The sequence below is a fragment of the Anaerosalibacter sp. Marseille-P3206 genome (assembly GCF_900155565.1).
Taxonomy (GTDB): domain Bacteria; phylum Bacillota; class Clostridia; order Tissierellales; family Sporanaerobacteraceae; genus FUHM01.
Window position 1 is genome coordinate 1,290,449 of the sequence record NZ_FUHM01000002.1, and the last position, 15,079, is coordinate 1,305,527.

Sequence of the window (15,079 nt, forward strand, 5' to 3'; positions counted from 1 at the left end):
GCCTCAATTCTTTCCTTTCTACCTACTACCTTCACCTAATAGCTCATAATTAAATCCCTTATCTTCGACATCATCTCTATCTAAAAAATCCCTTGTATCAAATAAAATTGTATTCCTCATTACTCTACCCATATCACTTAAAGGCAAAGTTTTAAATATATCATGATTTACAGCTAATAGTATCAAGTCACTTTCTTTTGAAGCATCTATTAAATCTTTAGCTTGATACTTATATTCCTTTACGTGAGGGTCATATACACTTATTTCATAATCATCTCTCTGCTCTAATAAATCAATAAGTTTTACAATAGGACTTTCTCTCATATCATCTATATTAGGTTTATATGTAATCCCTAGAATAGTTACTTTTTTAGTTCCTTTTATATCTTTCAAAATCTCATTTATTCTATTTAATACGTGTTGTGGCATACTATCATTAGTTTTTCTTGATAACTCAATAATTTTAGCCAATTCAGGATTTTTCTCTATGATAAACCAAGGATCTACTGCTAAACAATGTCCTCCTACTCCTGGCCCTGGTTGATGAAGATTAACTCTTGGATGTTTATTACATAGTTCAATTACTTCCCATGCATTAATTCCAGCCTTTTCACATATCTTTGCTAATTCATTTGCTAATGCTATATTTACATCTCTATAAGTATTTTCCATAGTCTTACACATTTCAGCTATAGTAGCAGTAGTAAGATATATCTCTCCATTAACAAAAATCTTATATAAATCTCTTATCTTTTCAGCAGATTCTCTATTGATTCCACCAACAATTCTATTATTATTAACTAATTCCCATAATATTTTGCCTGGAAGAACTCTTTCTGGAGAATGGCCTACATATAGTTCTTCCCCAATTTTAAGTCCTGACTTTTCTAGTATAGGTACAAGTAATTCTTCTACTGTTCCTGTTGGAGATGTTGACTCTAATATAACTAGATTTCCTTTTTTAAGATATGGTACTATCATTTCTGCTGCCGAAATAACGCAACCCATATCAGCTTTTTTATCTTCTGTAATTGGTGTTGGTACTGAAATAATAAATACATCTGCTTCATGTGGCTTTGTATCTGCTTTTAGATGTTCAGATCTAACTGCAGCTTGTACCATAATATCCAAATAAGGTTCCTCAATAATAATTTCTCCTCTATTTAATGCATTTACAACTTTTTCATTTACATCTACACCTATTACTTTACATCCATGAGTAGCAAACATAGCACTTGTTGGTAACCCGATGTAGCCTAGCCCTATAACACATATTTTTTTTCTTAACATTTTAACACCTCTGACTATTCGATTTATTTAGATTTAACATAACATGATTCAATTACATTTAAAAATTGCTCTGCTATCTTTCTATTAGTATGATTCTCCTCTACATATTTTCTTCCGCTTTCTCCATATTCTATTCCTAACTTATCTATATTGTTGTAAATATATCTTATTGTATTCGCTAAATTTTCTGGATCTCCTGGTTTAATTGTAATCCCCGCTTTTGCTTTATCTATTAAACTATCTCTAACACTTGAAGCAAAAATTATAGGTTTCCCTGAAGCCATGTAATCATAAAATTTATTTTTACTTATCCCATATTTAAAAGCTTTTCTATCTTCAAGTCCGCAAAATAGTATTTTTGATTTCTTTAATATAACTGGAATTACACTTTTAGGCTGTTTTTCTATCATAATAACATTGTCTAACTCTTCTTTATGTATTATATTTTGTAGTTTGTCCCTTTCTCGTCCACTACCAACAATTAATATTTTGATTTCATTTATATCCTTAAGATACTTTGCAGACTCAACTAAAGTAGGTAACCCTTCAGCCCTAGATAATAGACCCGTATATGTGACGCAAAAATTATTGTCCAAAACTTCCCTTAACCCATTGCTAACAACATCATCATCTTGGCTTGAATTTTTATCAAATTCTTCAATATCAATTCCATGTGGTATATGAAAAACATTATTGGGATTAATATTATAATTTTCTTCCATATATTCATAAGCATAAGGAGCAGTAGTAATAATCTTATCAGCTAATCTATAATACTTTCTTTCAAGTGATTCAAAATACGTAAATACAAATTTTCTTACTAAACCTTTAAAATCCTCATACATATCTAGTGGCCATAAATCCCTTACCTCTACAATAAATTTAGCATCATATTTTTTGCTTAATTTATATCCAGCAATCCATGCTAATGGATGAACAGAAGATGCTATAATTACATTAGGTTGATAATTAAAATCATCAAGTTTACTTACTTTTATCATATAATCGATATAATTTATAAATCTGACAAAATTGTTTTTATATGCTGGTTTCGTTTTTATTTCTTTGAAAATAAAATTGCTATTAATTATCCTTGTTTTAATATCTTCATCAGAATGATATTCATGTCTACCATTATCGTACGATGAAGCTATCACCATAATTTTATGTCCATCTTCTGATAATTCTTTGGATAACTCATAATGACGGCCCCCACCACCTACCTCAGGTACTGACGCATGGTGATTTAATATGACTATGTTATATTTATTGCCATAATACATTGTCTTACCTCCCTGCTTACCAATATTTTTATCTATCTTTATATATTTTTCGCCCATGTAACAGATAAAAATACATTATCTTTATGCTTATGATTAATCTAAGTCTCTAATTTTACTAGCAGGAACACCTACATACACACTATTCTTTTCTACATCTTTCAAAACAACAGCACCAGCACCAATTATAGAGTTTTCCTCTATTGATGTGTTTTGTATAATGCAACTTCCAGTCCCTATAGTTGAAACTCTATTTATTTCAACATTGCCAGAAATATTACACCCTGGCATGAGGGTGGTAAAATCTTCTAAAACGACATCATGACCTAATGTACAACCTATATTAATATTGCAATGATTCCCTATCCTACACTCTGGATTAATAACAACTCCACCACAAATTATATTTCCTTCCCCAATAGATATATATTTGCTTATTACTGTTTTTGGATGAATCAAATTAGGCCATTTAATGTTATGTAATTTGTTATTTATTTTCTCCCTTGCTTTTCCTTCTCCAATTGCTATTACAGCATAAATATCCTGATTGTCAGAAATATGTTTTAAATAATTCGTATCGCCAACAATTTTGTATCCGAGTACATTTTTACCTATCAAACTAATATTGTCATCAATTATTCCAGTTAATTCATATTCCTTGCTAACAATATTTATTTCTTCAACTATTTCAATAACTTGTTTACTAAACCCACCACTACCTATTATATAAAGAGATTTCATCTAGTAATTCATCCTCCATAAACATTCGTTTTTCAAGCCTTAGGTTTTATAGTCTTCAATTGAATATTTATAAAATCTTACGCACCAACATAAAGCTTTCAGCATATGGTACTCCTACTGTTGAACCCCTCCATTTTGCCAAAGCTTCAATAATTTCATTTGAACGTGGATGGGGTGCTTGTTTTATTTGAGATTTATAACAACTCATTGCTTCTTTTTTCTTATCAATAAATTCAGTTATATCACTCCATACATTTGGAATAAATGCATTGTTAACCGAAGGAATATTCCATTCAGTCTCAGATAAAGTTTCATAAGTATAAATTTCGTCTATTTTTATTTCTCCTATAGGTCTCATGGCTACCATAGCACTTTGAGCAACTACCACATGATCCATATGCATATCACCTTTATGAGGAATAAATGCTATATTAGGTTTAATATCTTTAACAACTCTCAAAAGTTCAGAATTAATATCTGCTAATGGTGTTTCGCTAAGCCGTACCACAGGGAAATCGAGAAAAATACTTTCTTTCACTCCTAATACCTTATGTGCTTTTAAAGCTTCTGTTCTTATTAAATTAAGCCTTTCTTCAGTAATACTCTTAGTCACTTCACAAACAAATACTTCGTGTCCTAAAGACACATATTTAGCTATTGTCCCACCAACTCCTAATACTTCATCATCATTGTGGGGAGCAAATATTAAAATTCTCATGCTTAAACCACCTTCATACAAATTAATGTACTACAATAAAGTTTAATAATTATTCTAATCTATCTCTCTTTAGCTGGACTACCAAAAACCATACTATTATCTTTTACATCTTTGGTTACAACTGAACCCATACCAACGGTAACATTATCTCCAATTTTAACTTGATTCCTAATTATTGAAGAAGCTATCCAACAGTTTCTCCCAATTCTAGCACTTCCATATATTGAAGAATGAACTATTATCATTGTATTTTCTCCAATATGTGTATTATGAGAAATTTGACAAAGATCATCTATTTTTACTCCATCTTCAATTACGGTATTTTCCATGGCTCCCCTTTCTATAGTTGTGTTTGAACCTATATCAACATTATTTCCTATAATTACAGAACCCAAGTGTGGAACTCTTTTATATTTTCCATCCTTTTCTCTCATATATCCATGACCTGCTTCACCAATTACTGCACCTGATTTTATAACACAATCTGTTCCTATGTTTACATTATCTGATATGGATACATTATTATATATTCTCGTTCCTTCTCCAATTACAACATTTTCTCCTATGGTACAATTATTTCCTATGTATATGTTTTTTGGTATTATTGCACTTTCAGAAATAACATTGTTTTTCCCTATAGAATATGTTTTTTTATCAGTAAAAAACTCTTCGATTATATGAAAAAATACTCTATGTGGATTATCTGTTTTTATATAATTACTAAATTCATTTGTATCTTTATAATCATTTGATAATACAATTAGTTTTATTGGAAATTTAATATTTTTTTTTGCTTCACTATAGTTTTTCTCACTTCTTAACCATGTTATTGTATTTTCATTATATTCATAGATACTAGAATATCCTTCAATTGTCTCTCTCTCATCACCAATAAATTGAAAATCCTCACAATTTCTTTTTAAAAATTCTATTAAGTCAACTATAGCAATTTTATTGTTCATTTTTATAAAACCCTCCAAGGTATTGTTTTCCCTAATTAGTTCCTCTAAATGGTTCCCTTGTTATATGCCCTTCTTGAGAAACTCCTTCTCTCTTTATTACTGTTATTACAGTAAAAATTACAATTTTTAAATCTAATAAAAACGATAAGTTTTCTATGTATTCTATATCATGTTTAAACTGATCTTCCCATGAAACATTACTTCTACCTCGTATAGCTGATAAGTCTGTTAAACCAGGTCTTACATTATGTCGCTTCCTTTGTTCATCATTATAAAGCTCTAAGTACTCTACACGCAATGGTCTTGGACCTACTATTGCCATATCTCCTTTTAAGATATTAATAAGCTGTGGCAATTCATCCATACTTGTACTTCTAAGCCACTTTCCAAATTTAGTTATCCTTAATTCAACAGGTAAGAACTCTCCACTTTCATCCTTTTCATTTGTCATACTTCTAAATTTATATACTGTAAATATTTTTTCATTTAATCCTGGTCTTCGTTGCTTAAATATTATGGGACTTCCTAAATTAATCCTTACTAATATAGCAACTAATAGCATTATAGGACTCAATACTATTATTGCTAATAATGATAATGTAAAATCCAATGACCGTTTTATACAATGTTTATACATAATTATCACCTTGTTTCATGTTAAGTTAGTTTTCATTCCATAACTTCTTAATAATTCCTATAATCCTATCTAAATCCTGATCTGTCATCTTAGTATCACTTGGTAGACAAATACCATTTTCAAATAATTCCTCTGATACATCTCCACCAATATAGTCATACTTTTCAAAGAAAGGTTGTAAATGCATTGGTTTCCATATAGGTCTTGACTCTATATTGTCCTTTTCTAAAGCTTCCATAATATCTAATGGTGAAATATAAGATTCTTCACTTCGTTCAGAATGACAGTTATTTATTGTTATACAGGATAACCAATAGTTTGGTTCATTCCACTCATTTATAGGCATAAATTCTATTCCTTCAAGATTACCTAATTCTCTTTTATAATATTCAAATATATATTTCTTTTTAGCTACTCTTTTATCTAGTACTTTAAGTTGTCCTCTACCTATACCAGCTACTATATTACTCATTCTATAATTAAAGCCTATTTCACTATGTTGATAGTGTCTTGCCTTATCCCTAGATTGAGTTGCCCAAAATCTTACTTTGGCAATTCTCTCTTCATTGTCTGAAACTAACATTCCTCCACCTGATGTGGTTATGATTTTATTACCATTAAAACTAAATATTCCATAGTCACCAAAGCTTCCTGTATATTTACCTTTATATGTTGTACCTAGACTTTCTGCTGCATCTTCAATTAAAACTACATTATGCTTTTTACATAATTGTACTATTTTATCCATATCAGCTGATAATCCATATAGATGTACTACTATTACTGCCTTTACATCTGGATATTTTACAAAAGCTTCTTCTAATGCCTCAGGATCCATATTCCATGTTTCATAGTTACTATCTATAAATACTGGAATTGCATTTTGATAAATAATAGGATTAGCTGTAGCTGAAAAGGTAAGGCTTTGACAAAATACTATATCGCCTTCACCTACACCAGCTGCTTTTAAAGCCATATGTATTGCTGCTGTTCCTGATACTAATGCTGCAGCTGATTTGCTACCTACCTTTGCAGCTAGTTCATTTTCGAACTCATTTACATTTTTACCAAGTGGAGCTATCCAATTGGTATCAAAAGCTTCCTTAACATATTCTTTTTCATATCCTTCATTGCTCATATGAGGTGAAGCTAAATAAATTTTTTCTGACATATTGCATCCCCTTATAATCATTATCAATTAGTTACTTCCCAAAAAACCTAACTACCTTCCCTATCTCATATCCTACTTCATTCAACTTCTCCATTATGTCTTCCTCAAACGTATAGCTTGTGATAACTACAGCATCCGGGTTGTACTTTTCTATTTCACTTCTGTCTATTATTCTGTATCCTAAGATTTCTGTACCTTGTTTTTGTAGATCATCGTCTATTATGGCTAGTACATTTAGTGAATAGATTTCTCTATCTCTGATTACTCCTATGATGGTTTCTGCTACTTCTCCTGCTCCATATAGAAGGATGTTTTTATACCCCTTGTTTTCTATGCTTTGTAGAAACTTTTCTACATTACTCTTAGCTAGTTTATATAGAGCAAGTAGTTCTCTCATATAGCATATTAGTAGATAGTTTTTCCTCTTTAATCCTTGTGGGGTGATTTTGTAGTTAACTATTTTCGATGATATATATTCTCTATTTAAGTAGTTTTTTTCTTCCAATTCACTAATATATACATTAACCATTGATGGTGCTGCTCCAATGGCTTCTGCTAGTTGTTTTTGGGTGATTGTGTGATTGTTTTCTATTTCTTGTAGTAGTATCATTTCTTTGAATTCTGTTGTTGGTTTAAAAAATTTCATTTTTTCCATTCCTTTCAGTACTTCGTTCGTTGTACGAACGATAATAGTGTACCATATATTAGTAGTCTTGTAAATGGATAATGAATGATTATTTATAAAAATATTCCTTATTAAGTATTTTACTATTTTTGTATTTTATCGATGCTCTATCAAGAGATATTAAATTTACCTTAATATTCTTTTTGAGTTAGTTAAATAAACATCCTCTGTTAAACTACCTTTATAAATTTCATCTGCTAAATAAAATAAAAGTTCTCTCTGTTTTGTCGTGTCTTCTGGAAACACTATTTTACTATCCTCATTAATATCAAGTTCCACCCCAAGATTTTTAGCGGCTTCTACTATATAATCCGTGGAATTATTTTCAAGAACTTTAGAATCTAATATATATGCTATTTTCCTTCTAGTCCAATTATTACTTGCTGGTATTACTGTTTCTAGATCTTTTACATAAAAACAGTTAAAAGAGCAAAACTCTTTTATATCTTCATCCGTTGCTTCTCTGTAATATTTATTTAAATTAAATATCTGATTTGCCCAATAATAAGATTTAAAATATAAAGTTCCTTCTTCATAATAGGCATCAATACTATCCGTAATAACTATCCCTGGCTTTTTAGTAGAAATAAAAGTATCATTATCCCAAAACAGTGTAAATTGATTTCCTAACAATATTTGCCTCTTTTGTATTCTTTGAAAAATAATCTTTTCTTCTGCTTCATTTTCCTGAACAGGTAAGAAAATAGCACGAATATTTAGCTCTTTGCTATTTGATGCTATTAGCTTTTCGACTCCAAGAGGATTGTTAATAGCTTCACTTATTTCATTAGATAAGTCAAAGTTTTCAATTTTGAACACTCATTTTCATCAGGCTTATAAGATCCATCAAATCTTACTGCATTTGCCTTATAATTATCTGTATCAATTTGTAAAACCTCATCAACATTATTCGTTGTTCCCCTATTCATTTCGAGAATTTTCACCGATATATTATCTCTACCTACATCTTCCAATACAAAAATTGAGCTCATAATCATACCTCCATAACCAAATTTTCAAATATTCTAATGACTTGTGTAACACTTCTTGTATTTCGTAAGTCTTTTTTTGTAAGCAATTTTAAATCTACTCCGTAATTCGTTTCAATAGAGTATATCTTGTATCCTAAAACATGCAAAATTGGATTATATACCGTTTTTCTACTTAATATCATTAATAACACGCCTCCTGCAATTAATACCCAGGTGGATTTGCTAAATGTCTTACCTATATAGCCTTCTAAGAAAGGTACGAAATAGGTCAGATAAGTAACAATTAACCCATCTTCATCATTTTGACTTATGTTTAAAACATTAATTTTTTTAATAATCAAGTTCTTTTTAGCATAACTAATTAAGGATAGCTGTAATATTGTTAAAACTATCGCTATCAGTGTGAAAATAATACCTACAGCCATATTTCTATAATAAAGTTTTACAAAACCTATTGTAAGAATAAATGGTATTAAAATAGATGTGTTAAAAATTCTGCGAACATTTTTATTAAACATATAATTCGTCTCACCTCATAGCTTTTGTTATAATTTTATATTGTATAGCCAATATTCTTTATAGTCGCTTTCGATTCTTCGACCTTAGTTTTTATAAATTCTTCCATATATCCCCAATCAACATCACCATTTTCAGTTTGGGGTAATTTTATAAATTCCTTTTTTATAGTTGTACTATTTCCCATATCCCCATATGCATATTTTTTACTCAAAAAAGAGCGTATGACAGCACTAATAAATAAACCATTATACTCATTTAATTGGTCGTTATATAAAAGAATAATAGACGAACCAGCACCACCACGCCCTAAAAAATCAACAGGTTGATAAAACGTGCTACCATCAACAGGGCTTACAGAAATACAATTTCCTTTTTCTAATTGTTCATCAGGTAGTGGTTCACAATAGCTATCTACAGCATTATTATAGTTACCAGAAGATATAAAAGGAACGTCACCTAAAAAATAATCTTTAACACTTCGAGCAGCAGGTCTTTTTATATCAGGAAAAACATCTTCAATTTTATATTCTCCCCAATTACTCACATCAAGCTTTCTTTTAGAACTTTTAACTGAGATGATACTTTCAAATTTATTACGAGCCTTTTTCTTCTTTTCTCGAATAAAATCATCCATATAATTCCAATCGGGTTCACCATCGCTAGTTTGTGGGAGTTTGATAACTGTCTTTTTGTAGCTACCTAATCGATATTGGTCCTTATAACTATATAAGGACTTTAAGTAATGAAGAGTACTGACTATATATAATAACTGATTCTCCGTCTTTTTTTCATCATGCAACACTAATATATTATCATCAGCATAAAAGTTATAATCCCTAAAAAATGAATTACCAAACATATCAATTGTAATATTTAATCCAGTAAATAATTCCCAACCTTTTGAAATATAACCAGCTATACCTTGATTCTCTATACCAGCAGTTACAAGAGGGATTTCTCCAGTAATTCTAGCACTTTGTTTTAACCGTGTACCTCTAGTTGGTTTGCCAAATAATTCATTTAAATTAAACTCCCCCCAGCTACTTACATCAATCTTCTCCATAACCATCACCTTTTTCTAAGGAGATTACAACCTCATCATCTGAGCTTATTACATCAGAAGAATAAAGAACTTTTTCAGTAACTCTATCTTTAAACTCTGTTGCATCAATTCCCTGTTTGAATAATAGATAATCCATCAAAGTCTTATTAAAATCTTCTTCAGATATCTCAAATGGTTTTTGAGGAGCCTGCCAAGATAAATGCTCATTAGAGTCTAAAACTTGTTTAGTATTATATTTTGGTTCTTCTCCATTTTGTATCGCCTTAATCCAATAATCTTCAATTTCAGGCCAACGGTTATGAATATCTTGTCTACCTTGATTCTTTACAGTTTCCAAGCCATCATTTTTGATATTATAGGCAATAATATTACTGTCTTCTTGTGGTCTACCAGATTCAATTACAAAAATCGATGTTGTAATCCCTTCTGCAAAAATTTCCTCTGGTAATTTAACAATAATTTTGATACGATGATTTTCGAGTAAATCTTCACGAAATTTTTTACTAGCTTTTTCTAGTTTTTTATCAGGAAGTATAAAGGCACACATTGTTCCTTGCTTCACATTATTCAAGACATTAAGAATAATCTTATCCCAACCGTACTTATTCTCAAAAGGTGGATTCATCAACACTTTTGTAATTGGTTTGCTATTGATCCATTCACCAGCTTCAATTTTTCGTGAATCCATATGTTCTAAATTAGTCTTTCCATCTTTATGGATGAGCATATTTGCACAAGCAAGTGCAAATATTTCTTTATCATTTTCTATTCCAAATAGTCTATTTGATTTTATTTCTTTCGCTTTATTGGTGTCGACTCCGCCAGCTTCAACAATCATATTGCTCATTGCCTTAACTAAGAAAGCACCTGAGCCGCAAGCTGCATCTAATATATAATCATTCATATTACAATCAATCAATCGATACATGAAATTCGTAATATGATCTGGTGTAAAAACTTGTCCGTGTTCTGATTTCCCTTTATAACGGTTAAATTCATTAAAAAAGATACCCATAACATCTTCGCCAGCCCAGTGATTAGAGTTGATAGCTTTTGATATTTCTTTTACATCCTCAATAAATTCATTGATTGCATCTTGATTTTCAGTATAATTCATACGAATAGCACTATAAACCTCGACAATAATTTCCAATTTCTGGTTCTGCCTTCGTGAATCTTCAAGTGATTTATTTAAGTTAGAAGCAATTGAATTGTGCAATGTACTATAATCCATACCTTTCATTAAAGCATATTTACTGTAACGTTCTGCAACTAAAGCAGAGGCTGTAAAAACCATTCTTGAATATAAGTTTTTTATGCCAAAATTAAAATGTAAATTATTATTAATTTTGGCAGTTAATCTATAAATCTTTTGTTTATCTAATGGTTCATCTTTAATTCGGTTAATGTAAAACTCTTTTGCTTGAAGCTCATCTGGTGCTTCTACTGGTTTATTATTACGGAATACTCTTGTATGCTTTCCATTGTATAATATTCCAATCACTATATTGTACCTTTCCATTACAATATCTCCATATTCACGGATTTCAACTACACATTTCTTTGTGTCTATATCTATATTTTCAGCTTTTGTTTCTAAAATAATAGCTGTTTTATTTGTATCAAATGGCAAATACCATCCATCTGGTTTTTTTGAATTCCCTGGAAATCCTAATTGATTTAGAGTAGTAATTTGACCTACTCCTGATTGAGCTGTCTCACTATCAGTAAAATCTAAAATATCTCTAGCTTCGTCCCTAACTTGGTCTTCAGTTCTCAAAACTTTTACCTCCCTCTACTTTTATTATTTCTAATTTGTATTCCATAATATCTTCAAGTTTACAATCTAAAACAGAACACATCTTAGCCAATACATCTAAATCAATTGGCTTCACCTTATTATTGGTATAAGAATTTAATTGCGTTCTTTACAATTTTGCTTCTTTCTCTAATTTGTTTTCTGACTCTTTTTTAAATCCTTCTTTTATATCCACGCAAACTATTCCATATTTTTTATTTTTAATTGATTGTATTAATTTTAAATTTTCTATTTTTCAATCTATCAGTTTCTTCTAGCAAATTTTGCTTTTTATCTTCCACTAATTAACCTCCTTTTAAAACTACTAATCTTAATATTATTACATTAAATAAAGCATTTAAATATTATTTAAATATCTTTCATATCTTTATTTATATTATATAAACATCTTCTAACCTACCAATACCCCCTTACCTAATATCGTTATTTTCAATTGCCTTAATAATTTATTATCTATCTCTTTATTCATCTCAACTATTTTATAGCCTGCTTTTAGCATATTCCAATAATATTTTCTAGGTGGAATTTCAACACTATCAATAAACTTTATATAATCTTCTACCTTTTCATTAGTTAGATTCTTGCTTAAATTATACGTCTTTTCTTTTAATTTTTTACCAACTCTATTCCCTTTCCATAGTATAATATTAATTCCTATAGCAGCTAAAATTATTAATATACAACAAAACATAATACCAATATAAGATATCATTATAAATTCCAAGACGTTCCCCCCTTATACATATAATTTTTTATATCAATATATTAAATTATTTATAACGTCTCCCATCTCAATTTTAGATAAAATTAAAGTAAACACTAAATATTTAAATTTCTTTATATAAATTATTGTATATCCTCTTATGGTTCTCTATTTCTTTTATTAACAAATCAAATTCTTTTTCGCACTTGAATTTTAAATCATATCCTATACATTTATTATTTATTAAGAAGTATAAATGTTGTGTTGTACGTTTTGCAAAATTAATAAGTTCATAGAATTCTTGTATGCTTATTTTATGTTTTTCTCTTAATAATCCTTCATCATTTAAAAATTCTATATCAGTATGAGCATAAAATTTATCACGCTAAGTTTTTAAGTTCTCTTTTAGAATTCCAATTTTTTCTCCTGCTAACTCTTTGTTTTTTTCCTTTAGATATTTCTTAATCAATTCTAAATCAACTACATTTTCATCAACCTCTTTATATGTTTTTTTATCTAAAATATGCATAATACTGACACCATTACTATTTTTATCATATATTTTTGATATAAGAACAATAAAAGCATCCGTTATTGCTCTATTAATATTAACAAAAAGTTCAGGATAATTCTCTAAGTTATCTAAATTTTCCTCTATTTTAATCAAAATAGCCAAATATGATTCCGCCCAAAAAACAATTATTTATAATATTAACTAGTTTTTCATTAAAAGATTTATTGCTCACATAAATACACTCCCTATAATTATTAGGTATTGTCAAAAATATTAATATACATCTCTGACAATCCTTGATTTTCAAACATTTATCTTAATAAAAATATTTACCCCCTAAAGAGAGCTAAATATTTTTTGTTTTTATATACAAAAATGGATGACAAATATCCATTCATTAGTTATAATATCGTCGTCAAACAAATCTAACTAGAAAGGAATTGTCATCCATGTTCGATATTATAACTTATTTACTATACTTTATTCAAGTCCAAAATAACATTATTTTATATCTTCTATTTTGTTTAGGTGCTATTAAAGCTTCGAAGCTACCTGATGAACCCATTGATAAGCCTTATCGTAAACTGAAAGTCGACGAAATGCCTATCTTTGATAAGGTTAAGAAATATGATCACAAAGTTCTTTTAAAGAATTATTTGTTGGATAAAGGAAAAGAGCTTAAACCTGTTAACTCTAAAGTTCCTGTTCCTGAATCTATTTCTTGTCCTTGTTGTGGTGCTCCTCACATTTACATATACGATAACAACGGTGGCAGAGGCCAATTTAAATGCAAGGTTTGTGAATCAACTTTTAGCCGAAAAAATCAATTTTCCAAGTCTGTTATTTTAAGATGTCCTCATTGTAACAAGGCTCTTGAGCCTATTAAGGATCGTAAATTCTTTATTATCTACAAGTGTAAAAACAATGAGTGCTCTTTTTATCTTAAAAACAAAAATTCTTTATCTAAAGAACAAAAGGAGCTGTTTGAGATTAAGCCTCATTCTTTTAAAATGCATTATATTTACAGAGCTTTTAATATTAACTTTAAGCCTTTATCTAGAACTTCTCCTGTTAAAGGTTCTGTTTCTTTGCCAAGGATTTATGCTTCCAATCATGTTTTAGGTCTTGTTTTAACTTATTATGTTAATTATGGCCTAAGTGCTAGAAAGACTGCTGCTATCATGAAAGATATTCATCAGGTTGATATTTCTCATCAAACTGTTCTTAATTATGCTAACACTGTAAGTGTTATTACTAAGCCATTTGTTGACAATTACCCTTATGAGCTATCTGACTCTATTTGTGGTGATGAAACTTATATTAGGGTTAATGGTAAATGGCATTATATCTTCTTTTTCTTTGATGCTGTTAAGAAGATTATTTTGTCTTACCATGTTTCTCCTAATCGTGACACTCCTTCAGCTATTATTGCTTTAGATGATGTTTTGTCTAAATTTAAGGAAATTCCAAAGAATCTTAATATCATTGTTGATGGTAATCCTATTTACCTTCTTGCTCAACATTTTTTTGCCCAACATGATATATTTTTTGATGTTTCACAGGTCATTGGTCTTACTAATGATGATCCTGTTTCAAAAGAATTTAGACCACTTAAGCAAGTTATCGAACGTCTTAATCGCACTTTTAAAGGCAATTACAAATCCTCTCATGGATTTGGTGCCCAGCATGGTTCTGTTACTTTTGTTACATTGTTTGCTGTTTATTTCAACTTTTTAAGACCTCATGCTTCATTGGAAGCTAGTGTACCTGTTGTTATTCCTGAACTTGAGGATTTACCCAATATGCCTGCAAGATGGATTAAATTAATACAACTGTCTGAAGAATACATATCTTCTTGTGCTTAAAGTCTTGTTTTTAGATTCTTTGAGCCCAGCAGCACTAGCCACCGTAGGCTTGCCCTTGACAAAAATATTTAAGAAAATGCTATAATGAACATTTCAAGGGCTTATTTGCGTTGTCTTGTT

General features: G+C 29.7%; 16 protein-coding genes and 1 pseudogene. 1 reads left to right on the forward strand and 16 read right to left on the reverse strand.

The window, feature by feature from the left end:
• Positions 1-18: 18 nt before the first annotated feature.
• From BQ9840_RS07535 to BQ9840_RS07610, 16 genes and pseudogenes are all read right to left on the reverse strand, one after another.
• Positions 19-1,290 carry a nucleotide sugar dehydrogenase gene (locus BQ9840_RS07535; protein ID WP_077369209.1) on the reverse strand — a complete coding sequence of 424 codons (1,272 nt, stop codon included), beginning with the start codon at positions 1,288-1,290 and terminating at the stop codon, positions 19-21.
• Positions 1,291-1,313: 23 nt separating this feature from the next.
• Entirely contained in the window at positions 1,314-2,573 is a 1,260-nt protein-coding gene (locus BQ9840_RS07540) for a glycosyltransferase family 4 protein (protein ID WP_159436111.1), read from the reverse strand.
• Between the two features lie 93 nt (positions 2,574-2,666).
• Positions 2,667-3,311, reverse strand: coding sequence for an acetyltransferase (locus BQ9840_RS07545; RefSeq protein WP_077369211.1), 645 nt, complete (start codon positions 3,309-3,311; stop codon positions 2,667-2,669).
• Between the two features lie 67 nt (positions 3,312-3,378).
• Complete coding sequence (locus BQ9840_RS07550) at positions 3,379-4,029, reverse strand: PIG-L deacetylase family protein (RefSeq protein WP_077369212.1); 651 nt, start codon at positions 4,027-4,029, stop codon at positions 3,379-3,381.
• Between the two features lie 59 nt (positions 4,030-4,088).
• The gene (locus BQ9840_RS07555; protein WP_077369213.1) at positions 4,089-4,991 is read right to left on the reverse strand and encodes a UDP-3-O-(3-hydroxymyristoyl)glucosamine N-acyltransferase; all 903 of its coding nucleotides are present in this window, start codon (positions 4,989-4,991) and stop codon (positions 4,089-4,091) included.
• A gap of 31 nt (positions 4,992-5,022) precedes the next feature.
• Positions 5,023-5,628 carry a sugar transferase gene (locus BQ9840_RS07560; RefSeq protein WP_077369214.1) on the reverse strand — a complete coding sequence of 202 codons (606 nt, stop codon included), beginning with the start codon at positions 5,626-5,628 and terminating at the stop codon, positions 5,023-5,025.
• A 25-nt stretch (positions 5,629-5,653) separates the two neighbouring features.
• Positions 5,654-6,799, reverse strand: a complete 1,146-nt coding sequence (locus BQ9840_RS07565; protein ID WP_077369215.1) for a DegT/DnrJ/EryC1/StrS family aminotransferase — start codon at positions 6,797-6,799, stop codon at positions 5,654-5,656.
• Between the two features lie 31 nt (positions 6,800-6,830).
• Entirely contained in the window at positions 6,831-7,454 is a 624-nt protein-coding gene (locus tag BQ9840_RS07570) for a winged helix-turn-helix domain-containing protein (RefSeq protein WP_077369216.1), read from the reverse strand.
• A 156-nt stretch (positions 7,455-7,610) separates the two neighbouring features.
• Positions 7,611-8,303, reverse strand: a complete 693-nt coding sequence (locus tag BQ9840_RS07575; RefSeq protein WP_077369217.1) for a Kiwa anti-phage protein KwaB-like domain-containing protein — start codon at positions 8,301-8,303, stop codon at positions 7,611-7,613.
• A complete protein-coding gene (locus BQ9840_RS07580) occupies positions 8,264-8,476 on the reverse strand; it encodes a hypothetical protein (protein ID WP_077369218.1) in 213 nt (70 codons plus the stop codon). The genes BQ9840_RS07575 and BQ9840_RS07580 overlap by 40 nt, the downstream gene beginning before the upstream one ends.
• Before the next feature lie 2 nt (positions 8,477-8,478).
• Positions 8,479-8,901 carry a hypothetical protein gene (locus BQ9840_RS07585; protein WP_159436112.1) on the reverse strand — a complete coding sequence of 141 codons (423 nt, stop codon included), beginning with the start codon at positions 8,899-8,901 and terminating at the stop codon, positions 8,479-8,481.
• A gap of 128 nt (positions 8,902-9,029) precedes the next feature.
• On the reverse strand, positions 9,030-10,058 hold the full coding sequence (locus BQ9840_RS12520; protein ID WP_159436113.1) for a restriction endonuclease subunit S: 1,029 nt from the start codon (positions 10,056-10,058) through the stop codon (positions 9,030-9,032).
• Positions 10,045-11,838 (reverse strand): HsdM family class I SAM-dependent methyltransferase, encoded by a 1,794-nt coding sequence (locus BQ9840_RS07595; RefSeq protein WP_077369220.1) that lies wholly within the window; start codon positions 11,836-11,838, stop codon positions 10,045-10,047. Before BQ9840_RS07595 ends, BQ9840_RS12520 begins: the two co-directional genes overlap by 14 nt.
• Positions 11,828-11,974: pseudogene (locus BQ9840_RS12855) on the reverse strand (helix-turn-helix domain-containing protein); the annotation flags it as partial. The gene BQ9840_RS07595 and the pseudogene BQ9840_RS12855, both read right to left, overlap by 11 nt.
• 294 nt (positions 11,975-12,268) lie before the next feature.
• Positions 12,269-12,601 carry a hypothetical protein gene (locus BQ9840_RS07605; RefSeq protein ID WP_077369221.1) on the reverse strand — a complete coding sequence of 111 codons (333 nt, stop codon included), beginning with the start codon at positions 12,599-12,601 and terminating at the stop codon, positions 12,269-12,271.
• A 364-nt stretch (positions 12,602-12,965) separates the two neighbouring features.
• Positions 12,966-13,256, reverse strand: a complete 291-nt coding sequence (locus BQ9840_RS07610) for a hypothetical protein (protein ID WP_077369222.1) — start codon at positions 13,254-13,256, stop codon at positions 12,966-12,968.
• 287 nt (positions 13,257-13,543) lie between these two features.
• Here BQ9840_RS07610 and BQ9840_RS07615 point away from each other — a divergent pair, with 287 nt between their 5' ends.
• Entirely contained in the window at positions 13,544-14,959 is a 1,416-nt protein-coding gene (locus BQ9840_RS07615) for a DDE-type integrase/transposase/recombinase (RefSeq protein WP_077367778.1), read from the forward strand.
• The last annotated feature ends 120 nt before the right edge of the window (positions 14,960-15,079 follow it).